This is a genomic window from Streptomyces sp. 8N706 (genome assembly GCF_052245415.1).
Classification (GTDB): Bacteria; Actinomycetota; Actinomycetes; order Streptomycetales; family Streptomycetaceae; genus Streptomyces.
Genome location: NZ_JBQQBW010000090.1, coordinates 1 through 20718 on the forward strand (window position 1 = coordinate 1; position 20718 = coordinate 20718).

General features: G+C 72.4%; 18 protein-coding genes and 1 riboswitch. Of the genes, 3 read left to right on the forward strand and 15 right to left on the reverse strand.

Going from position 1 to position 20718, the window contains the following annotated elements; translation table 11 throughout:
- The 5 genes from ACTWQE_RS26025 to ACTWQE_RS26045 all read right to left on the reverse strand — a co-directional run.
- On the reverse strand, positions 1-467 hold a 467-nt coding region (locus tag ACTWQE_RS26025; RefSeq protein ID WP_443331482.1), incomplete at its 3' end, for a 3,4-dihydroxy-2-butanone-4-phosphate synthase.
- Positions 464-1111 (reverse strand): nicotinamide mononucleotide transporter family protein, encoded by a 648-nt coding sequence (locus ACTWQE_RS26030; protein ID WP_443331483.1) that lies wholly within the window; start codon positions 1109-1111, stop codon positions 464-466. The genes ACTWQE_RS26030 and ACTWQE_RS26025, both read right to left, overlap by 4 nt.
- Positions 1108-1758, reverse strand: coding sequence for a riboflavin synthase (locus ACTWQE_RS26035; protein ID WP_443331484.1), 651 nt, complete (start codon positions 1756-1758; stop codon positions 1108-1110). Before ACTWQE_RS26035 ends, ACTWQE_RS26030 begins: the two co-directional genes overlap by 4 nt.
- A gap of 1 nt (position 1759) precedes the next feature.
- Entirely contained in the window at positions 1760-2860 is a 1101-nt protein-coding gene (gene ribD, locus ACTWQE_RS26040) for a bifunctional diaminohydroxyphosphoribosylaminopyrimidine deaminase/5-amino-6-(5-phosphoribosylamino)uracil reductase RibD (protein ID WP_443331504.1), read from the reverse strand.
- 179 nt (positions 2861-3039) lie between these two features.
- Positions 3040-3170: riboswitch (FMN riboswitch) on the reverse strand.
- Positions 3171-3241: 71 nt separating this feature from the next.
- A complete protein-coding gene (locus ACTWQE_RS26045) occupies positions 3242-4375 on the reverse strand; it encodes a sulfite oxidase (protein WP_443331485.1) in 1134 nt (377 codons plus the stop codon).
- A gap of 87 nt (positions 4376-4462) precedes the next feature.
- Between ACTWQE_RS26045 and ACTWQE_RS26050 the strand changes: the two genes are divergently transcribed.
- Positions 4463-5695, forward strand: coding sequence for an MFS transporter (locus tag ACTWQE_RS26050; protein ID WP_443331486.1), 1233 nt, complete (start codon positions 4463-4465; stop codon positions 5693-5695).
- Between the two features lie 264 nt (positions 5696-5959).
- Here ACTWQE_RS26050 and ACTWQE_RS26055 read toward each other — a convergent pair whose 3' ends face one another.
- A complete protein-coding gene (locus ACTWQE_RS26055; RefSeq protein WP_443331487.1) occupies positions 5960-6232 on the reverse strand; it encodes a hypothetical protein in 273 nt (90 codons plus the stop codon).
- A gap of 495 nt (positions 6233-6727) precedes the next feature.
- Between ACTWQE_RS26055 and ACTWQE_RS26060 the strand changes: the two genes are divergently transcribed.
- Positions 6728-7414, forward strand: a complete 687-nt coding sequence (locus ACTWQE_RS26060; RefSeq protein ID WP_443331488.1) for a DUF5995 family protein — start codon at positions 6728-6730, stop codon at positions 7412-7414.
- A gap of 272 nt (positions 7415-7686) precedes the next feature.
- Here the strand turns inward: ACTWQE_RS26060 and ACTWQE_RS26065 are convergent, their stop codons facing one another.
- The 8 genes from ACTWQE_RS26065 to ACTWQE_RS26100 all read right to left on the reverse strand — a co-directional run bounded on the left by ACTWQE_RS26065 (position 7687) and on the right by ACTWQE_RS26100 (position 17581).
- Complete coding sequence (locus ACTWQE_RS26065; RefSeq protein ID WP_443331489.1) at positions 7687-9408, reverse strand: flavin monoamine oxidase family protein; 1722 nt, start codon at positions 9406-9408, stop codon at positions 7687-7689.
- Positions 9409-9463: 55 nt separating this feature from the next.
- Positions 9464-10264, reverse strand: a complete 801-nt coding sequence (locus tag ACTWQE_RS26070; protein ID WP_443331490.1) for a carbon-nitrogen hydrolase family protein — start codon at positions 10262-10264, stop codon at positions 9464-9466.
- A 140-nt stretch (positions 10265-10404) separates the two neighbouring features.
- Positions 10405-10827: a DUF742 domain-containing protein gene (locus ACTWQE_RS26075; RefSeq protein ID WP_443331491.1), complete on the reverse strand. Its 423-nt coding sequence runs from the start codon at positions 10825-10827 to the stop codon at positions 10405-10407.
- Complete coding sequence (locus ACTWQE_RS26080; RefSeq protein WP_443331492.1) at positions 10824-11273, reverse strand: roadblock/LC7 domain-containing protein; 450 nt, start codon at positions 11271-11273, stop codon at positions 10824-10826. The genes ACTWQE_RS26075 and ACTWQE_RS26080 overlap by 4 nt, the downstream gene beginning before the upstream one ends.
- Complete coding sequence (locus ACTWQE_RS26085) at positions 11270-13855, reverse strand: nitrate- and nitrite sensing domain-containing protein (RefSeq protein WP_443331493.1); 2586 nt, start codon at positions 13853-13855, stop codon at positions 11270-11272. The genes ACTWQE_RS26080 and ACTWQE_RS26085 overlap by 4 nt, the downstream gene beginning before the upstream one ends.
- Before the next feature lie 241 nt (positions 13856-14096).
- Positions 14097-15467, reverse strand: a complete 1371-nt coding sequence (locus tag ACTWQE_RS26090) for a rhodanese-like domain-containing protein (RefSeq protein ID WP_443331494.1) — start codon at positions 15465-15467, stop codon at positions 14097-14099.
- A 166-nt stretch (positions 15468-15633) separates the two neighbouring features.
- Complete coding sequence (locus tag ACTWQE_RS26095; RefSeq protein ID WP_443331495.1) at positions 15634-16089, reverse strand: Lrp/AsnC family transcriptional regulator; 456 nt, start codon at positions 16087-16089, stop codon at positions 15634-15636.
- A 10-nt stretch (positions 16090-16099) separates the two neighbouring features.
- Positions 16100-17581, reverse strand: coding sequence for an amino acid permease (locus ACTWQE_RS26100; protein ID WP_443331496.1), 1482 nt, complete (start codon positions 17579-17581; stop codon positions 16100-16102).
- A gap of 444 nt (positions 17582-18025) precedes the next feature.
- Between ACTWQE_RS26100 and ACTWQE_RS26105 the strand changes: the two genes are divergently transcribed.
- A complete protein-coding gene (locus tag ACTWQE_RS26105) occupies positions 18026-19123 on the forward strand; it encodes a GDSL-type esterase/lipase family protein (RefSeq protein WP_443331497.1) in 1098 nt (365 codons plus the stop codon).
- A gap of 204 nt (positions 19124-19327) precedes the next feature.
- On the opposite strand, the gene ACTWQE_RS26110 is transcribed toward ACTWQE_RS26105, so the two are convergent.
- Positions 19328-20329 carry a phage baseplate protein gene (locus ACTWQE_RS26110; protein WP_443331498.1) on the reverse strand — a complete coding sequence of 334 codons (1002 nt, stop codon included), beginning with the start codon at positions 20327-20329 and terminating at the stop codon, positions 19328-19330.
- Positions 20330-20718 lie beyond the last annotated feature (389 nt).

Below are 20718 nucleotides of genomic sequence, written 5' to 3' on the forward strand. Positions count from 1 at the left end.
CGGACGAGCACACCGCCGGGGCGGGCGCGGAGCGGGAAGATGTGGCCGGGGCGTACGAAGTCGCCGGAGGTACTGGCTCCGTCGGCGAGCAGCCGGAGGGTGGTGGCCCGGTCGGCGGCGGAGATACCGGTGGAGACGCCGTGTCCGGCCGAGGCGTCGACGGACACGGTGAACGCGGTGCCCATCGACTCGGTGTTCTGCTCGACCATCTGGGGAAGGTCGAGCCGGTCCAGATCCCCGCCCTCCATGGGTGCGCAGATCAGCCCGCGGCACTCGCTCATCATGAAGGCGACGATCTCGGGGGTGGCCTTTTCGGCGGCGATGACGAGGTCTCCCTCGTTCTCGCGGTCCTCGTCGTCCACGACGACGACGGGGCGGCCGGCGGCGATGTCGGCGATCGCGCGCTCGACGGGGTCGAGACGCAGATCCTCGTCGTCGGTGTCGTACCAGCTCTGCAGTGCGGTCATGCCGCTGCTCCTTCCAGGGCGGCCGGGCTCATACGGGAGCGCAGCCACCAGTCGCGCATGCCCCACAGGACGAGCACGAGGTAGACGACGTAGACGAGGCCGGAGAAGGCCAGGCCGCTGCTGAAGGCGAGGGGGACGCCCACCAGGTCGACGAGGACCCAGGCGAACCAGAACTCGACGGTGCCGCGGGCCTGGGCGACCATCGCCGCGAGGGTGCCGACGAAGATGTACGCGTCGGGCCAGGGGTTCCAGGAGAGTTCGGGGACGGCGGTGAACAGGCCGCCGACGGCGAGCGTCCCGAGGAGGGTGCCGCCGAGGAGGAAGAGGCGCTCGCGCGGGGTGGCGAACCGTACGGCGACCTCGCCGCCGTGGTCGCGGCGTCCCCGCTGCCACTGCGTCCAGCCCCAGACAGCGACGCCGATGACCAGTAGTTGCTTGCCGACGCCTCCGCTGAGCTGCGCGGACCCGTAGGCGGCGACGAGGATGGCACCGGAGAGGAGCTGGGCGGGCCAGGTCCATAGGGAGCGGCGCCAGCCGAGGGCGAGGGCGGCCAGTCCGACGGTGTTGCCGATCATGTCGGACCAGATGACCTGTTGGCCGAAGGCTTGGAATGCCTGGCTGTTGAGCCAGTCGAGGGCGTTCACCGCACGGTCTCCGTACCGGTGCGGGCCGCGCGGTCGGTGAGGTCCGCGCTGTCCGTACGCTCCGCGCCGAGCAGCCGCTCGACGTACTTGGCGAGGACGTCCACTTCGAGGTTCACCGGGTCGCCCGGCTGCTTGCCGCCGAGGGTGGTGAGCGCGAGCGTGGTGGGGATCAGGCTGACGGTGAAGTAGTCGGGGCCCGCTGCGACGACGGTGAGGCTGATGCCGTCGACGGTGATGGAGCCCTTGTCGACGACATACCGCGTCAGGTCACCGGGCAGCGAGATCTTGACGATCTCCCAGTGTTCGGCGGGCGTGCGTTCGAGGATGGTGCCGGTGCCGTCCACATGCCCCTGGACGAGGTGGCCGCCGAGGCGCCCGCCGAGAGCCATGGGCCGTTCGAGGTTGACGCGGGAGCCGGGGACGAGGGCGCCGAGGCTGGAGCGGTTCAGGGTCTCGGCCATCACATCGGCGGTGAACTCGCCGTCGGCGGTGTCGACGACGGTGAGGCAGACACCGTTGACGGCGATCGAGTCGCCGTGCTTGGCGCCTTCGGTGACGACGGGGCCGCGCAGTCGGAAGCGGGAAGCGTCGCCGAGATGCTCGACTGCGGCGACCTCACCCAGTTCTTCGACGATTCCGGTGAACACGTCAGCTCTCCTCGGAGGCAATGGCGGTGGCGGTGGGTACGGCGGTGATGCGCAGATCGGGGCCCAGCCGGGCGGTGTCGGTGATGTCCAGCCGCAACGCCCGCGCGATGGTGCTGATTCCGGCGTCGGCGAGAACCGTCGGCCCGGCGCCGAGCAGCGCGGGAGCGAGATAGCCGACGACCCGGTCGACGGCGTGGGCCGCAACGAAGGCACCGGCGAGTGTCGGACCGCCCTCCAGCAGGACCGAGCGCACATCGCGCTCGTGAAGGGCCCGGAGGAGGGCGGGGATGCTCAGTCCGCGGGCAGGCGCACGCGGCAGCCTGAGGACCGGGGCGAGACCTTCGAGGTGACCGGCTCGGGCGTCCTCGGCCACGGCGACCAGCGTGGGCGCGGTGCCATCGAGGACCCGGGCGCCGGGCTTGACCGCGGTGGCGTTGCTGTCGACGACGACCCGCAGCGGCTGGGTGACCTCGGTGTCCATCAGGGCGGCGTCCCGCAGACGGGCGCCCAGCTGCGGGTCGTCCGCCCGGGCGGTGCCGGAGCCGACGACGACGGCGTCCGCCCGGGCACGCAGCCGGTGGACGTCCGCCCGGGACTCCGGGGAGGAGATCCAGCGGCTGGTGCCGTCGGCGGCGGCGACCCGGCCGTCGAGCGTGGCGGCGTACTTCCAGAGCACGAACGGCCTGCCGCGGCGTACGGAGGTCAGCCAGGCGACGTTGCCCTCCTCGGCCTCGTCGGCGAGCAGACCGGCCGAGATGTCGATCCCGGCGGCGGAGAGCGTGGCGGCGCCGCCGGTGGCAGCCGGATACGGGTCGGCGACCGCGTAGACGACCCGGGCGACCCCGGCGTCGATCAGGGCCTGGGCGCAGGGGCCGGTGCGGCCGGTGTGGTTGCAGGGCTCCAGGGTGACGAGCGCGGTGCCGCCGCGGGCCCGCTCCCCCGCCTCCCGGAGAGCGTGGATCTCGGCGTGGGGGCCGCCGGCGCGCTGGTGCCAGCCCTCGCCGACCTGCTGTCCGGAGGCGTCGAGGATCACACACCCGACGATCGGGTTGGGGCTGGTGGACCCGAGTCCGCGGGCCGCGAGCGCGATGGCGCGGCGCATGGCCGCGGCTTCAGCGGGGGCTGCGGTGGCCACCGGGTCCTCCTGCCTCTTCGGGCACGGACTCCGGGGCTGTCGAGATGACAACAGCGGGACGAACGCATCGGGGACGCCGGGCCGGGATGTACGGACCCGTCCGCTGAGGGACGGACCGCCGGGCGGCGCGCACCGGTGCTGGCCCGCCGCGCACTGCCTCCCATCCGGACTTTAACCGTCGGTCCAGGAATTTCACCTGGTCAACCGGCCGCTGGCTGCGGACGGGTCGCGGACTGTAACCGCCGGTTCGGACTTTCACCGACCCCGGAGTGCGCTGACGTCACTGGTACAGAGCCCAGTGTGCCATGCGGGACCGACCGGATGGAGGCGGGCCTGCTGTGGGCTGGGTCACCCGGACGTGGTCTCCAGGGCCTCCAGGCAGGTGACGGGCACCCGTTGGACGAGGTTGTTGGCGAATCCCCCGCGGTTCCAGGGCTGGTCGAGGGGTTGGCTCCGTCCCTCGGCGTCGGTGGCCCGGGCGCTGAGCACATAGCTGCCGGGCTCCGCCGTCCAGGTGTAGGTCCAACTCCGCCAGGCCCAGCGGTGACTGTCCCCGGGCTTCAGCCGGGCCCGGTGCCAGGTGCGGCCGTCGTCGTCGCTGACCTCGACCGTGGTGACGGGCGCGTACCCCGACCAGGCACGCCCTTCGAGCGGCACGACTCCGGGCCGCACGAAGCGGACGCGGGACATGAAGTCGGGGAAACCCGGGGGAACAAGGAGCGCGCGCGGGGCGATTCTCGCCACGGGCTCGCCGGGCTCGTCGGCCTCCTGGCGCAGCCGGTAGGCCTCCGTCTGCTGGAAGCCGGTGAAGGGGACGTCGGCGACGAAGATGTCGCTCAGCCATTTCACATGGGCCATGCCGTACCAGCCGGGCACCACCAGGCGCAGGGGGTAGCCGTGCTGCGGGGGCAGCGGCTCACCGTTCATCGCGTACGCCACGAGCACCTCGGGGTCGTCGCCCATGGCGACCTCGAGCGGGAGGCTGCGCCGGTAGTCCTGTTCGACGCCGCGCTCGACGCCGTGGTCGGCTCCGGTGAAGATCACCTCGACGGCGTCGGGCTCCACCCCGGCCTCGTCGAGCAGGCGCCGCAGCGGCGTCCCGGTCCACTCCGCCGTCCCCACCGCTTCGACGAGCCAGGGCTGGCTCACGGGACGGGGTTCCAGACGGGCCCGTCCGTTGCCCGCGCACTCCATGGTGACGCGCTGCGTGACGGCGGGCAGGGCCCGCAACTCCGCCACATCGAAGCTCAGGGCGCGGCCGACGCGGCCTTCCACGGACAGCTGCCAGGGGCCCGGGGGCGCGTGCGGAATGTCGTAGTGGACGAGGACGTAGTGCAGTCCGGGCGGGGTGAGGTCGTACCGCAGGGCCTCCAGCGGCATACCGTGGTTACGGGCCGCGAGGGCCAGCTCCTCCGGGCTGATCCCCTCGTCGGGCGCGGCCAGCCGGGCGGGGCCGCTGACCTTGCCGAGACCTCCGTCCATGACACCGATTATCGTGCCGACTCCGTGGCCGGGCCACGCGAAGACACCGCGGTTCGGGAGAGGGCTTTACGGGGGAGGACTGGCGGCATGGAGAGTATCGGCGCGGCGGACCGCTCCGCCCCGGCCGGCTTCTCGGAGCGGAGCCTGCGCCGGGCACGCTTCTCCGTGGCCGCGGTGTTCGCCGTGCACGGCGCCGTCACCGGGAGCCTCGCCACCCGTATCCCCTGGATCCAGGACCATACGGGCATCGGCGCGGGCCAACTCGGCCTCGCCCTCGCCTTCCCCGCGATCGGCGCCTCGGTCGCCATGCCGCTGGCGGGGCGGATCAGCCACCGCTTCGGCGCCCGTACCGCGCTGCGCGGGCTGCTCGCTCTCTGGACGGCCTCGCTCGCGCTGCCCGCGCTCTCCCCGCATCTGCCCGCGCTGTGCTGCACCCTCTTCGTCTACGGCGCCACCGCCGGCATGGCGGATGTGGCGATGAATGCGCTGGGCGTGGAGATCGAGGAGCGGCTCGGCCGCCCGATCATGTCCGGGCTGCACGGTATGTGGAGCGTGGGTGCGCTGGCCGGGTCGGCGGCGGGGACGGTCGCGGCCCACGCCGCGCTGGACGCCCGCGCGCATCTGGTGATCGCGGCAGCCGTGCTCACCGCGCTCGGGGCCGTGGCGTGCCGGGGCGTTCCGGACCTGCGCGGCGGCCCGGAGGAGCATCCGCCGCCGCGCTTCGCGCTACCGCCGGCGTCGGCCCTGGTCATCGGTGCGGTGGGGTTCTGCGCGGTCTTCGCCGAGGGCGCGAGCCTGGACTGGTCGGCGGTCTATCTGCGCGATGTCCTCGGCACTTCGGCGGGACCGGCCGCGGCCTCGACGACCGCGTTCGCCTGCACGATGGCCGTGGCGCGGCTGGTCGGCGACGCCGTGGTCGCCCGGTTCGGGGCCGTACGGACCGTACGGGCCGGCGGGGTGCTGGCGACGGCGGGCGGGCTGCTTGTCGTCGCGGCCGTCCACCCCACGATGGCCATGGGCGGGTTCGCGCTGATCGGTACGGGGATCGCGGTCGTCGTCCCGCTGGCCTTCGCGGCGGCGGGCCGGAGCGGGCCGGCTCCGAGTCAGTCGATCGCGGGCGTCGCCACGATCACGTACACCTCCGGGCTGATCGCTCCCTCGGCCATGGGCTCCATCGCCGACGCGACCTCGCTGACGGTCTCCTTCGGCCTCGTCACGGTGCTGGCCTTCGGGCTCGTGGTGGGTGCCGGAGTACTGGGCGCGGCGGGGCGCACGGCGGCCGCTTCCGCCTCCTGCGAGGCAACCGCAGAAGCCCGGTAGCCCTCGGCGCCCGGGCGGGGCCGGTCCGTCGGCAGGCCTCGGCGGCACGCCCGCGCCGAGGGCCGGTGCACGCGGTGAACTCCAGGACCGGTGCTGCCCCACTCGGGGCAGTCGGGCAGCTCGCGCCTGCCCGCGGCTGCCGCCGGACGGGCCACCGCGCCGAGGCGGCCTGCAGGAGAGCCCGGAGCCTCCCCGTCCCGCGGGGGGATGCCGACGGGCACGTAGGCGCCTTGCCGCGGACGGCGCGCCGGGAGACGGACCTACTTACTCACGGCCCGCCGGGTCCTCCGCGGCCTCCCGTGAGCCCGCCGGATCCTCCGGCGGAGCGGCCGTCCGGTCACGCTGCGGTGTCTCGGGGCGGAAGCCCGCGTAGCGCGGGCAGGCGGGGTTGTGGCAGGGGCCCGGTCCCCAGACCGGGACAAAGACGCCGAGGGCCTTCCGCCGCCCCACGATCACCGTGTCGACGGGCCGGCCGCACTCGGGACAGACGGAGGCCGCCGCGCTCTCACTCGGCCTGGGTCTGACGTCCCTGGACATGTGTCAACCGTATGCCCGGGTTCGTCCCGGCACCAGTAGCGGTCCCACCGTCCGGCCGGGTCCCGGGCGGGGCGGCAGCCGCTCCCCGTCCGCCGTCGGCTCGGCAGGGAGGAAGCCGTACGCGTGATGGTCCGCGGCCCGGCGTGCGGAGGGCCGGTTCGCGGCGGTCGGTGCGGAGGTGGCCGTGGGAGAGCTGTGCGACTTTCCCGATGCGCGGGAGGCGTTGGCGGACCCCGGCGCGGGCGGTGGGAAGCAGGCGGCGACGTGCCACCGCGACGCCCCGCGGGAACCGCGGAGTGGACCCCGGCGCCGGCGGTGGTGAGCACGGCGGCGGCGTTCCGCGGGATGGCCGCGTGCCCGCCGCGACGCCCGGGTGGCACGGACCCGCCCGCGGGGTACGGCGGGTGTGCTTCCCCCCTCCCCCGATTACGCCGTTCCGGTCACACCGTGCCGGAGAGGCGGTCCCGCCGCATACGGCGCTGTCACCCTGTGCGCATGACGACGACTCGGCCGCTCGCGGCGGCTGAACTGGACCACGTGGCGGAGCGGATGCGTGTGCTGGACGCCGCACTGCCCGAGCGCGACGGTGTCGCCGTCTTCAACCGGGTGTATCTGACGGTCACCGAGGAGATCGCCCGCCGAGGGTCGTCGGGCTTCTTCCAGAAGCCGTCCGCGGCCCGGGAGTTGGGGGCCCGCTTCGGCCGCCGCTATCTGGCGGCGGTGGACGCGGCGGCGGCCGGGCTCCGCCCGCCGGCCTGCTGGCGGCCGCTGTTCCAGCAGCGCGGCCATCCCGGCGTACGTCCGCTGCAGTTCGCGCTCGCCGGTATCAACGCCCATGTGGGGCACGATCTGGCACTGGCCGTGGTCGACACCTGCTCGGGGCTGGACTGCGAACCGGGGGCGCTGGAGACGGACTTCGAGCGGGTCGGGGATGTGCTGGCAGCGCTGGAGGAGCGGATCCGGGAGGACCTGATGCCCGGGCCCGATCTGCTGGATGTCGCCGATCCACTGACCCATCTCGCGGGCGCGTGGAGTCTGGAGCGCGCGCGGGACGCCGCCTGGGCCGCATCCCGTGTGCTGTGGGGTCTACGGCAAACGGACGAGCTGTACGGGGAGTTCACGGCGCGGCTCGACGAAGGCGTCGGACTCGTCGGCCGCTTTCTGCTCACCCCGCTGGGCTGACGCCTCCCGGCCGATGGCCTCCAGCGCCTGGTCGTTCGTCCGGAGGGGGCGGAGCGGGAGCTCTTGGCGGTCCCGTCGCAGCGGAACCACTCGAGGCCCGCACGGGACGGCGCTGTCCGGACGCGAGGTGTTCGACGGGAGCAAGGGATACGGTGCCCGCGCCCGGTGGTGACGCGCGCCCGGTAGTGGCGGCAGCGGAACCGGACATGGATACGGGCCGCCGCCGCGCTCCTCGCGCGGCGGCGGCCCGGGTTCTGTGCGAGCGGCGCCGGTCAGTCCTCCGGCAGCTCGACCGGAGCGATGCCGTCGTACACATCGCCGGGGCCCGGGTTGGCGCTGTCGGTCTCCCCGCCGAACTGGTGCATCACGCCCCACACCGCGTTCAGTGCGGTCTGGACGGCGCCTTCGGCCCAGCCCGCGGTCCAGGAGATGTCGTCGCCCGCGAGGAAGATCCCCCGCTTGTCCTCCGGCAGACGGTCCTGCATGAAGTGGGTGAACAGCCGGCGCTGGTAGCGGTAGTGGCCGGGCAGGTTCGCCTTGAACGCGCCCATGAAGTAGGGCTCGTTCTCCCAGGAGACGGTGACCGGGTTGCCGATGATGTGCTTGCGGATGTCGACCTTCGGATAGATCTCCGACAGCGACTTCAGCATGACCTCCATCCGCTCGTTCGCGTCCAGCGGCAGCCACTTGAGGCTGTCGTCGCACCAGGTGTACGAGAGGCAGATGACCGCGGGCCGGTCCGGCCCGTTGTCCAGGAGGTACGTGCCGCGGGTCATTCGGTCGGTGAGCGTCATGCTCATCACGTCCCGGCCGGTCTGCTCGTCCTTGTCCAGCCAGAACGGCCGGTCCACCGGCACGAACAGCTTGGAGGACTCCATGTAGTGGGTGCGCTCCATCGCCGTCCAGTGGTCGATGGGGAACAGCGAGTCGTCACAGGCGATCTTCGACAGCAGCATCCAGCTCTGCGCCGTGAAGATCGCCGCCTGGAAGGTACGGATGTCGCCGGTGGCGTCGGTGACGGTGATCCGGTTGCCCGCCGTACGGTGCAGCCGGGTCACGGCCGGACGCGGCTCGCCGCCGTGCAGGGACTTCAGCGAGGTGCCGTACGGCCAGTGGACGATCTTCTCCGGCTCGCGCTCCCAGAGCCGCAGCGGGAGTTGCTGGCTGCCGCCGACGATGCCGCGGTGGTCGTCGTCCGCGCCGGTGTAGACGACACGGAGAATCTCCAGGATGGAGTTGGGGAAGTCGGTGTCCCAGCCGCCGGTGCCGAACCCGACCTGCCCGAAGATCTCCCGGTGCCGGAAGGACTTGAAGGCCGGGGAGTCGCAGAGGAAGCCGTAGAAGGTCTGGTTGTCCAGCTTCTCCACCAGCCGCGACCAGATCTCGCGGATCCGGGGGACGTCACGCTCGCGCAGAGCGCGCTGCATGCCGGAGAAGTCGGCGCCCTCCTCCAGGCAGGCGTTCCAGGCGTTCATGACCTGGGTGTACACCTCGGGCAGGTCCTCGACCGAGGTGGCGTAGTGGGACTCGCCCTTGAGGTCGACGACGGTGGACGGGGTGTCGGGGGCCAGCGGGTTCGGGAAGGGCTTGGTCTCCAGGCCCACCAGGTCGATGTAGTGCTGGAAGGCGGTGGAGGACGGCGGGAAGCGCATCGCGCCCATCTCCGCCGTCAGGGCTTCCCCGTCGCCCGCGGCGGCACAGCCCTCGAAGCCGACCGTGCGCAGCCGGCCGCCGATCCGGTCGGCCTCGTAGACGACGGGCTTGAGACCCATCTTCATCAGCTCGTAGGCCGCGACGATCCCCGACAGGCCACCGCCGATGACCGCGACCTCGGTGCCGTGCGCGGTCGCCGGTACGGATCCGAGCCCGGCCGGGTGGGCCAGGTAGTCGTCGTAGGCGTACGGGAAGTCCGGGCCGAACATCGTGATGGGGGGCTCGGCGTGGGCCTCGGCGTGCTGCTCGTCGTGGACGGCGGTGGGCACCGTGGACGTCATCGGCGGAACTCTCCTACTGCGACTGCTGACAAGGGGGATGGGGGAGACGGACCGGTCAGAGGAGCGAGGTGTACAGCTCGGGACGGCGGTCGCTGAGATAGGTGTTCTCCGCGCGGGAGGCCTTCAGGACATCCGGGTCGGCATCGGCGACGACCAGGTCCCCGGTCGCGCCCGCCCGGGCGCGGACCGTCCCGTCGGGGGCGGCGAGGCAGCTCAGCCCGGCGAAGTCGAACTCCCCCTCCGGACCGCACCGGTTGGCGTACGCGATGTACAGCTGGCTTTCCCAGGCGCGGGACGGCAGGACCGTCTGCGCGACGATCTCGTACGGCCGCATCAGCGCGGTGGGGGCGAGCAGCAGCTCGGTGCCGGCCAGGGCGTGGGCCCGTACGGTCTCCGGGAACTCGACGTCGTAGCAGATCAGCAGGCCGATGCGGACGCCGTCGAGGTCCGCCTGCACGACGGGGTCGTCTCCCGGCGTGAAGGAGGTGTTCTCGAACTCGCCGAAGAGATGGGTCTTGCGGTAGTTCGCCAGGCGGGCGCCGTCCGGGCCGATCAGCTGGACGGAGTTGTGGAGGGCGCAGCCGCTCCGCTCGGGGTAGCCGTAGGCGATGGCGAGGCCGTGGTCGGCGGCGATCTCCGCGATACGCCGCGCACCGGGGCCGTCGGCGGTCTCGGCCAGGTCGGGCAGGTCGCTCCCGACGGCGTACCCGGTGAGGTACAGCTCGGAGGTGAGCAGCAGACGGGCGCCGGCCGCGGCGGCCCGACGGGCGGAGTCGGAGAGCGCGCCGAGGCTGTCCTCGCTGGTGCGGGGGACGCCGCCGGGGCCTTGGTACAGCGCGATGCGCAGCGGCGCCATGGAACCTCTTCGCTGGTGCGTGGGGCCTTTCGGGGGACGTATCGACGGTACGGTCCGCGTTCACAGCCGGACAAGGCACGTCCATTGCCGCCCGTGCACGATCCGTTGCGCGAGGGCCGGGCTGCGCGGCGAATCGTTGTTCAGAGCTCGCGCAGCCGGGCCACGACTTCCTGCAGCAGCCCGGTGTCCGGCCCGACCAGCGGTGCCGTGGGGCTTCCGGCCCGGACGAGTCCGGCGTCGACCAGGTCTCCGAGGAGGACCCGCACCACGGTGAGCGGCAGATCGGCGTCGGCCGCGAGTTCGACGAGGGGCCGGGGCCCGCGGCGGACGAGTGCGAGCAGGGAGCTGCGGGCGTGGTCGAGCGCCTGCCCGGGTGCCGCGCCTTCCGTTCCCTCCGTTCCCTCTGTTCCTTCCGTTCCTTCCACCGCGCTGATCTGCGCCATCAGGTCGATGGGGTGTTCCGTGACCGGGCGGGTACGGCCCCGGGTCACGGTGTAGGGGCGCACCATCGGCCCGGCTTCGTCCTCGTACCAGTGCGCCCCCTCGTCCTCCCGCTCCGTCATCCCTCGCCGGCCTCGGGCACCGAGCGCGAGGGGGAGGCCATATGCGCTCCCGCCCGCTTCACGAGCAGCGACATCTCGTAGGCCAGCTGCCCGACGTCGGTCTCCGCGTCGGCCAGCACGGCCAGGCAGCTGCTGTCGCCGGCCTGGGTGACGAAGAGATACGCGTCGTCGAGCATGACCATGGTCTGGCGCACCGCTCCGGCCTGGAACCGCTCGCCCACGCCCTTGGCGAGGCTGTGGAAGCCGGAGCTGACGGCGGCGAGGTGGTCGATGTCCTCGGTGCGCAGTCCTGTGGAGGCACTCGTGGCGAGGCCGTCCGCGGACAGCAGGACGGCCTGGCGGACGTGTCCGGTGCGGTCGACCAGATCGTCCAGCAGCCAGTCCAGTCCGCCCGGTCCGCCCGGTTCCCCCGCCGTTGCGTCGGCGTTCCGTTCGTCGCGTGTCATCGTTCGCTCCCGTGGTCGGTGTCCGGTTCCGGCTGTCGGTCCGCGCGGCCGCGCCGGAGGCCGCGCTGGAAGGCGCCGAAGATGGCGCCCATCTGCTCCGGGGTGACCTCTCCGTGTCCGCCGGTCCCGCGCCGGTCGTCTTCGCGCCCCTGGTCTCCGTGTCCGCGGCCCGCCGGCCCGGGGTCTCCGTGTCCGCGGAGCGCCGGCCCGCGGTCCGCCTGCCCGCGGTCCGTCCGCCCGTCGCCTCCGTGGGCGGCCCGGGGAGACCGGCGGGGGTCCTGCGGAGGCTGCGAACCGGTGCCGCGCAGCTGGGGCGCCAGGCTCGCCTGGCGCACGCGGACGGGCAGCTTCGCCCTGCCGGTGCCCGTATCCGAGTTCCCTGTGCCCGCGGCGGGCGGTGTCGCCGCGGACGGCTGCTCAGCGGGCCCGGCGGCGGGGGCAACGCCCCCCGGCCTCCTCCCGCGCCCGCGACGGATGGGGAGTTCACCGGCCCGGTGCGCTGCGTGCCCGTCGTCCTGGGGGGTGTGTGCCCCCTCCCGTAAGGGCGGCCCGCCCCGGGCGGGCCTGTCGCCCCGTACGTCCCCCGGAACGGGTCCGCCGCCCGGTACGGGCCCGCCGTCCCGAGCCGGCCCGGCCTCCCTGACAGGCCCCCCTCCCGGGGCCGCGGGAGTGACGTCCGCGAGGATCGTGTGCGGCAGCAGGACCGCGGCCGTGATGCCGCCGTACGGGGACCGGCGCAGGGTCACGCCGATCCCGTGGCGGCCGGCGAGCCGCCCGACGACGTACAGCCCCAGCCGTTCGGTCCGCGCCGGGTCGAAGGCGCCTGCCCGCGCGAGCGTGCGATTGGCCTCCTCCAGCTCCTCGTCCCCCATGCCCAGCCCGCGGTCGTCGATCTCCAGGAGGAATCCGTTCCCGGCTTCCCCGTGTCGCATGGTCACCCGGGTGTGGGGCGGCGAGAAGGCGGTGGCGTTCTCGACGAGTTCGGCGATCAGATGGACGACGTCGGCCACGGCCTCGCCGACGATCCCGACAGCCGGCATCGGCGGCACGACCACCCGGGCGTACTCCTCGATCTCGCCCGCCGCGGAGCCGACCACCTCGACCACGGGGACCGGGTTGCGCCAGCGGCGGCCCGGGGCGGCACCGGAGAGGATGATCAAGCCCTCGGCGTGCCGTCGCATCCGGGTCGTCAGATGGTCGATGCGGAACAACTCGCCCAGCACATCGGGGTCGTTGGTGCGGCGCTCCAGGGTGTCGACCAGCTTCAGCTGCCGGTGCACCAGTGACTGGTTGCGGCGCGCGATGTTCAGGAGGGCGGCGAAGACACCCCGGCGCAGGCCCGCCTGCCGGACAGCTGCCTCGACCGCCGCCCGGCGTGCGGTGTTCAGCGCCCGTCCGACCTGGCCGATCTCATCCTGACCGGCCGCGTCGTCGCCACAGGTGAGCGGCGGGGCCACCGCGGCTGCGTCGACGCCCTCCCCCGCGCCGAGCCGTTCGATCATCTCGGGCAGCTGCCGGGTCGCGGCATCGGCGGCGTCGCGCAACTCCTCCAGGCGACGGGAGATCCGGCGGCCGGTGCGGACCGAGTACCAGACGGACAGACCCACGGCGGCCAGCCCGCCCCCTCCCGCGGCCCCGGCCCGGAGCAGCTCGCCATGGGCGAAGTCCCGGCCGCGGGCGGCGGAGTTACGCGCCGCGTCGCCGCACAGCAGTACGTAGCGCTCGGCCGCCCGGTCCATCGTGGCGCGCCAGGATCCGGAGGTGACGGCCTTCCCGGCGCGTTCCTCACCGGCCTTCAGCAGCGTGTCCTCGCCCGCGGTGAGCGCCGCGAACTCACGGCCGCGCTGGAAGTCCTCGAACAGCGCACGGGAGTCGTCCGGCAGGGCGGGGACATACGTCCGCTGGAAGACCCGCCGGTCCTCGATCACGGCGGTGAGGGCACGGTACTGACGGGAGTCGAAGCGCCCGGCTGCCCCGGCTCCGGCGACCAGGGCGTCCTCCCGGGAGACGAACTCCCGGACCCGTACGAGCTCGACGACGACCTGGGCCTCCCTGGCCAGTTGTCCGGCCTGGAGCGCGGTCAGCGCCGACTGGACAGCGAAGGCCGGCTCGACGATCTCGCTGTAGCCGTCGACGGCGCGCTCCCAGGCCACCTTGCGGGCGATCACCCGCTCCCGCAGGGCGGGCAGTTTCTCCGTGGCGGCCACCATGGCGTCGAGTGCGGAGCGCTGTTCGCCGGTGAGGTCCGCCCGCGGCTCCGGGCCGCCCACAGCGGTGCGCATGGCGCGTAAGGCCCGGTCGGTGGCGCGCTGCTGCCGGACCAGGTCCGCCACACGCGTGGTGCCGTCGCGGGAACCCAGGTACGCGGCGGCCATCCGGCGCTCGGTCTGGATCCGGCCGACGGCGGTGTCCACCGGGGTGCCGAACCGCTCGTACACCCCTTGCAGCCGGGTCAGCGCCCGCAGCTCGCCGGTCACCGACACCATGGCGAATCCCCACAGGGCGAGCAGCGCCGCGCTCGGGATCAGGGACAGGGTGACGATCCGGGTGCGGATCGTGGGACAGCCAGATCGCCGGCGCATGGTCTCCCCGGGGCTGGACGGGTGCTGGTGCCGGGGCCGGGACGAGGGAGTCGTGTCCGCCCCCGGAAACAGCACGGTAGCGGCCGGAAGACCCATTCATTACTCACTGGTAGCAAGAGATGACATACGTCACTCAGGCCCCGTGCGCACCAAGGGCGGCGCCGAGGGAGCGTCCACAAGGGTGCCCCGACCGTCCCGTACGAGCGTGGCGGAGACCCGGCCGTCGGCGCGAAGTCCGAGGTCAGCTGGGGTACGTGACGGTCAGCCCGGTCTCGTCGACCGCTTCGAAACGGTCGTCGACGGTCACCACGTCCCGTCCGGAAGCGTCCAGCAGGGAGGCGGCGATCGCCGCACGCATACCGCTCGCGCAGTGCACCCACACGGTGCCGGGCGGCACCTCGCGCAGCCGGCCGCGCACCTCATGGATGGGGAGGTGCACCGAGCCCTCGATGAAGCCGATCTCCCGCTCCGAACGCCGGCGCACGTCCAGCACCACGATCTCCCGCTCGCCGAGCGCCAGGGCGGCGGACAGTTCGGCGAAGGTGGCGCGGGGGAAGGAGCGCAGCGTCCCGCCTTCGGCCACCCAGCCGGCGGGGTCCCCGGTGGCGGCGGCGGCCGGACGGTCGATCCCCACACGGACCAGTTCCCGCTGCGCGTCGGCGATCTGTGCGGGGGTCTCGCCGAGCAGGGTGACCGGCTTGCCCCAGGGGATCAGCCATGCCAGATACGTGGCCGGCTGCCCGTCGCCCTCGAAGTTGAACGAACCGGCGACATGGCCCTCGGCGAACGCCACCCGGCTGCGCAGGTCGACCACCCACTCCCCCGCCGCGAGCCGCTCGGCGATCCCGGCCGCGTCGGCCGTCCGCGGCGGGGTCAGATCCACCGGCGCGGGACCCTCCGCGTTGACCGGCGCCATATGGGCGTAGTAGGCGGGCACGTCCTCCAGGCCGGCGAGCATCTCGGCGACGAAGGTGTCCACGTCCTTGAGGAGCGCGTCATTGCCCTTGCGCTCGGCTCCGATCGTGGTCTCGTCCCCCCGGACCTCCCCGGACGAGCAGAAACTGCCGAAGCCGTGGGTGGGCAGCACCGGCACATCGTCGACCAGCTCCTCGGCCAGCCGGTGCGCGGAGGCGTGCTGAGCCCGGGCCAGCGGCTCGGTGAGCCGCGGCTCGACGAGGTCGGGGCGGCCGACGGTGCCGATCAGCAGCGATCCGCCGGTGAACACCGCCACCGCCCGGCCGTCCTCCTCCAGGACGTAGGAGAGGTGGTGCGGGGTATGACCGGGCGTGGCCAGCGCCCGTAGTTCCAGGCCCTGATCGACCGTGACGGTGTCCCCGTCCGCGACCGGCACCCGGGGGAACGCCACCGAGGCCCGGGCAGGCACCAGATACGGCGCGCCGGCCGTACGGGCCAGAGCCAGGCCGCCGGTGACGTAGTCGTTGTGCACATGGGTCTCCGCCACCGAGCCGATCCGTACGCCGCGGCGGGCCGCGGCCGTCATGAAGCGGTCGATGTCGCGCGGCGGATCCACCGCGACGGCGGTCCGGCGTCCGCCGACGAGATAACTGTGGTTGCCCAGGCCTTCGATGCTGATGATGTCGACGAAGAACACGGGAGGCTCCTTCCCGGCGGTGGTCACCCGACTCGAGGACTCACCTCCTCCCGTCGGGTTCCCTTCAGGGCGGAGAAGAACCCGGTCCGGCGGGCCCGCCGCTCCGGACGCGGAAGAACCGGTCCCGCCGCCCGGCGCTCCGGACAGGGAAGAACCCGCCCGGTGCTCAGGTCGGCGAGCCCGAGGTGTAGCGCCGGAGCAGCGGGGACAGCACGAGCACCGACTTCGTGCGCTCCACATACGGCTCCCCCGCGATGCGTTCGAGTACCCGCTCGAAGTGCCGCATGTCGGAGGCGAAGACCTGGACGATGGCGTCCGCGTCACCGGTCACGGTCGACGCGGACGCCACCTCCGGGTAGCGCGACAGGCCGCGGTGGATCGACTCGGGAGAGGTGTTCCTGCGGCAGTAGATCTCGATGAAGCCCTCGGTCTCCCAGCCGAGCGCCGCGGGGTCGACCCGCACGGTGAAGCCGGTGATGGCACCCTGCTCCCGCAGCCGGTCCACGCGCCGTTTGACGGCGGGCGCGGACAGGCCGACTTCCGAGCCGATGTCGGCGTAACTGCGGCGCGCGTCCTCGGCAAGGGCGTGGACGATGCGTTCGTCGAGATCGTTCAGTCGCACTGCGGGTCGGTCACTTCTCTGCCGTGGCCAATCGGGAACGGCGCATGCCGTATCCGAAGTAGACCACAAGGCCCACGGCCATCCAGACTGCGAAGACCGTCCAGGTGATCGCGTCCAGACTGCCCATCATCCAGACGCAGAACCCGAAACCGATGACGGGCAGCAGCGGGGACAGCGGCACCCGGAAGGTGCGGGGCATCTCGGGCCGGCGCCGGCGCAGCACGATCACCGCGATGTTCACCAGGGCGAACGCGAAGAGCGTGCCGATGCTGGTGGCGTCGGCCAGCTGGCCCAGCGGTACGGCGGCCGCGAGCACACCGCAGAACAGCGAGACGATCACGGTGTTCGCACGGGGGGTGCCGGTGCGGGCGTCGACCTTGGAGAAGACCTTCGGCACCAGGCCGTCGCGGGACATCGCGAAGAGGATGCGGGTCTGGCCGTAGAGCACGGTCAGGACGACGCTGGCGATGGCGATGACGGCGCCGGCGGCGAGCAGCACGGCCCAGAAGCTCTGGCCGGTGACGTCCTCCATGATCCCGGCGAGGGCGGCCTCGGAGCCCGAGAAGCCCTTCCAGGGCATGGCGCCGACGGCGACCGCGGCGACCAGGACGTACAGCGCGGTGACGATGAGCAGTGAGAGCATGATCGCGCGTGGCAAGTCGCGCTTGGGGTCCTTGGCTTCCTCACCGGCGGTGGAAGCGGCGTCGAAGCCGATGTAGGAGAAGAACAGGGTGGCTCCGGCGGCGCTGACACCCGCCATGCCCAGCGGCATGAACGGCGTGTAGTTGCCCGCCCGTATGCCGGTGAAGGCGACGGCGCAGAAGAGCAGCAGCGCTCCGATCTTCACCGCGACCATGATCGTGTTGGCCCGGGCGCTCTCCCGTGCCCCGCCGAGCAGGAACGCCATGGAGAGCAGCACGACGAGCAGCGCGGGCAGGTTGAAGATCCCGCCGTCGCCGGGCGGAGCGGCGAGCGCGTCCGGGATGGTGACGCCGATGGTCCCGGCGAGCAGTTCGTTGAGGTACTCGCCCCAGCCGACCGCGACGGCGGCGACCGAGACGCCGTACTCGAGGATCAGACACCAGCCGCAGATCCAGGCGATGAGCTCGCCCATCGTGGCGTAGGCGTACGAGTACGACGATCCGGAGACCGGGATGGTGCCCGCCAGCTCGGCGTAGGAGAGCGCCGAGAACAGCGCGGTGAGGCCGGCGATGATGAAGGAGACCGTGACGGCGGGGCCCGCCTCGGGCACGGCCTCGCCGAGGACGACGAAGATGCCGGTGCCGAGGGTGGCTCCGATGCTGATCATCGTCAGCTGCCACATTCCGAGCGAGCGGCGCAACGAGCCGCCCTCTCCCTGGCCGCCCTCGGCCACGAGGCGTTCGACGGGCTTGCACCGCATGAGGCGGGCGCCGAAGCCGCCGGCGGGCGCCGGCCGCGAGGCTTGGCCCTCGCGTTCTTCGGCGGGTGGGGCTGAACCGTGGTCCAACACTGGGTGGCTCCTTCATCGCTGCCGGTCAGGGTGGACGGTGACCGGCGGCGGCGCCCATGCGGACAGGGCAGAAGGAGCCCGCAAGTGAGGGGAGACCGCCGAGCAGGCGGTCTCCGCCACTCCACGTACAGCGCACGACCCTACGAGGTGGGCACAGGCGCCCGTAATGCACGAACCTTGCGCATCCACGCATCATCGTTGCGCACAGGTCGCACGCATGAGGAATCGTTGCAGGTCATCGCAGTAATCAGCAAATTCCGGCCTCGGGGTCGGGGCCTGCTGCGCACCCCGGGTCCCCTGGTGGGCCGCCCGCAGCCCGAGCGAGGTCCGCGTCCCCCGGGAGTCCGTGGCGCCGGGTGCGTCGGCACGTGGCCGGGGGCTGCCGCAGGGTAGATGTGGGGTTCCGAGGTGTGGTTTCCCGTACCCGACGAACGGCGGTGACCGATGCGCGACGGCTGGCTCGATCCGGATCCCTATCTGCGGGGTGCTCCCTGGCGGCACGAGGGACGGGTCGTGCGCGCCGACCCCGACGACCGACTGCGGCTGCCGCTGGACACCTGGGAGCGGGCGCAGATCCCGGCAGGCGTACGGCTGGAGTTCTCGGCGGACGGCGCGAGCGCACTGGAGGTGCGGTACGAGGCCGGTGAACCGGGCCCGGCGGACGAAATGCGCGAGCCGGAGCCGGCCTTCGAACTGTGGCGGTCCGGCGAGAGGCTGTCCGGGACACCGGGCGGAGAGCCGTCCCGGGCGAGGGACGAGGCACGGTCCACCACACCCGGCGACCGGCCCCCGACGGACGGGCATCCGGTGCGGGTCCCTGCCCGGCCGTGCACCGACGCGACCGTGCGGATCCCGCTGCCGGGCGACGCGGGCCCGTTCACCCTCCACCTTCCCGAGTCCCTCTCCCCCCGGCTGCTGGGCCTGCGTCCCGTGGGCGGAGAGATGGCACCCGCGCCGCAGCGGCCCCGCTGGGCGGTGTACGGCGACTCGATCACCGAGGGCTGGTTCGCGAGCCGCCCGGCCCTGGCCTGGCCCGCCCGGACAGCCCGCGACCTGGGACTGGACCACATCAACCTCGGCTACGCGGGCTCGGGCCGCGGCGAGATCGCCTGCGCCGAACAACTGGCCTCCCTGCCCTGCGACCTCCTGACCCTCGCGTTCGGCACCAACTGCTGGTCCGCCGTCCCGCACTCCGCCGAGCTGCTGCGGGAGACGGCCCGGCTCTTCCTCGACCTGCTGCGCGAGCGCCGGCCGGACACCCCGGTCCTGGTCGTCTCCCCGGTCCTGCGCCCCGACGCCGAGAACACCCCGAACCAGGCCGGGGCGACCCTGGCCGAACTGCGCACGGCACTGGAGTCGGTGACCGAGGAGCGTACGGCGGCGGGGGACAAGAAACTGGCGCTGCTGCGCGGTGGCCGCCTGCTGCGTCCGGAGCACCTGGCGGACGGTGTCCACCCCAACGACCCCGGTCACGCGACCCTGGCATCCGCGGTCACAACCGCCCTACGGGAAACGGGCTTTGCCGCCGGATGCAGCGGTTGAGCGTACAGGCTGCCGGGACACTGCGGGCAGCATGCCGACGGTCAGCAGGTCGCCCGGCTGGGCAGCCATCGCATCCGCGTCCCCCCGCTGGTACGGCCATGCTGCCTCGTCGACGAGCAGCACGAAGCGGTGGCAGGGTTCGGTCATGCGCGGGCCGCCCGGTGTGCCCTTGATCGAGAGCCTCCGTAGCGCGCCACCGCCGGTCTACACGAACTCGCTCTTGTAGAAGACGCTGGCATAGCGGTCTCCCTCCTCCGTATTCGAGTGGAAACCGAAGGCCAGTCGCGGCCCGCCGGAGGACTGCCAGATCGCCATGCCCTGCGGTTCGCGGCCGCGCAAGGACTCGCCGGCTGTGGTGGCGAACCTGTCCACCACCGTGGAGTTGCCGACGTCGTTCAGGTCGATCGTGGTGATGTACGAGGGGTTTCCCACGGGGCCTTCCAGCAGGTAGGCGTACCGGCCGTAGGCGGCGAAGCCCTGGAAGGGGTTGGCGTCTCCCCAGCTGCCGCGGAACGGCAGGGCCCGCTCGACCAGCCGGAATCCGCTGGTGAGTCGTCCGGCGCGGGCATCGCTCATCGTGAAGGCGACGATGCGGCGCTGGTCGTTTCCGACGTTGTAGCGCACCAGCAGCCGATCGGTGGACGGGTCGATCACGGGCTGCGGGTTGATCATCGTGTCGCCGATGGAGGGCGTGCGGTCCTGGATCGAGGGATCGTTCTGCTCCAGCACACCGCCGTCGACGAAGCGGAATCGGCCGATCCTGGTGCCGAACCCGCTGGCACTCGTCTTCCACTCGGTCCACAGGTAGACCTGTCCGCCGTACGGCTCCACCGCTATCGATACACCGTGACCGAAGCCGTGCAGGGCCATGGAGCCGAGCTCGTTGCCCGCCGTATCGGTCCGGGTGACCCACAGGTCGCCGTTCTTGGTCCCGGTCTTCGTCTGCAGGAAGTAGATCTGCTGGTGGACATTGTCGTATCCGAACGACTGCATCACCCAGTTGGCGTGCAGCGACTTCTTCCATATCGGATTGCCGCCGGCCCCGTTGAGCTTGAACTGCGGCGAGTCGGGCACCGCCGCGCTCGCGGCGTGAGCCGTGATCAAGGGCAGTGCCGCGCCGCCCAGCACAGCCGCGGCTACACCTCCGCCCGCCTTGAGGAACCCGCGCCGACTGGTGGAGCACTTCGCTGATTCGTCGGTACTCATGGAGCTTCCCATCGTCGAACGCGGTCGTGTGAATGGCGCTGGGGACCGGTCCGGACAACCTCCGGATCCGATCCCCATAGGACTGACAGGCAGTCAATGTCCCTACAGTATCGGTCATTTCTGCAATGTTCAGCCCTTTGGTGTCATCAAGACACACAGATCACACCAGTCACAGGGTGGGGCAGAGCACCGGCAATGTACGCCCGGACGGCGGGGGCCCCGGGCTCATAGGCCAGTGCTGTGACCGGGACGGTTCACCGGCTCGCGACGCCCGGCACGGCACTCCCCCAGCTACCGCCGGGTGGGGTCCCCCCGGCCGAAGGCTGGGGGAGTGCCCCCACGCTGCGCTCTCGGAGTCGCCCCAGTACTCCCCTGGCCTTCGGCATGGG

Bases quoted from the DNA above. Each gene is read 5' to 3' on its own strand.
- ACTWQE_RS26080 (WP_443331492.1), bottom strand. From the start codon at position 11,273: ATGACACGCGACGAACGGAACGCCGACGCAACGGCGGGGGAACCGGGC.
- ACTWQE_RS26060 (WP_443331488.1), top strand. From the start codon at position 6,728: ATGACGACGACTCGGCCGCTCGCGGCGGCTGAACTGGACCACGTGGCG.
- ACTWQE_RS26065 (WP_443331489.1), bottom strand. From the start codon at position 9,408: ATGACGTCCACGGTGCCCACCGCCGTCCACGACGAGCAGCACGCCGAG.
- ACTWQE_RS26055 (WP_443331487.1), bottom strand. From the start codon at position 6,232: ATGTCCAGGGACGTCAGACCCAGGCCGAGTGAGAGCGCGGCGGCCTCC.
- ACTWQE_RS26045 (WP_443331485.1), bottom strand. From the start codon at position 4,375: ATGGACGGAGGTCTCGGCAAGGTCAGCGGCCCCGCCCGGCTGGCCGCG.
- ACTWQE_RS26050 (WP_443331486.1), top strand. From the start codon at position 4,463: ATGGAGAGTATCGGCGCGGCGGACCGCTCCGCCCCGGCCGGCTTCTCG.
- ACTWQE_RS26070 (WP_443331490.1), bottom strand. From the start codon at position 10,264: ATGGCGCCGCTGCGCATCGCGCTGTACCAAGGCCCCGGCGGCGTCCCC.
- ACTWQE_RS26075 (WP_443331491.1), bottom strand. From the start codon at position 10,827: ATGACGGAGCGGGAGGACGAGGGGGCGCACTGGTACGAGGACGAAGCC.
- ribD (WP_443331504.1), bottom strand. From the start codon at position 2,860: ATGCGCCGCGCCATCGCGCTCGCGGCCCGCGGACTCGGGTCCACCAGC.
- ACTWQE_RS26110 (WP_443331498.1), bottom strand. From the start codon at position 20,329: ATGAGTACCGACGAATCAGCGAAGTGCTCCACCAGTCGGCGCGGGTTC.
- ACTWQE_RS26105 (WP_443331497.1), top strand. From the start codon at position 18,026: ATGCGCGACGGCTGGCTCGATCCGGATCCCTATCTGCGGGGTGCTCCC.
- ACTWQE_RS26085 (WP_443331493.1), bottom strand. From the start codon at position 13,855: ATGCGCCGGCGATCTGGCTGTCCCACGATCCGCACCCGGATCGTCACC.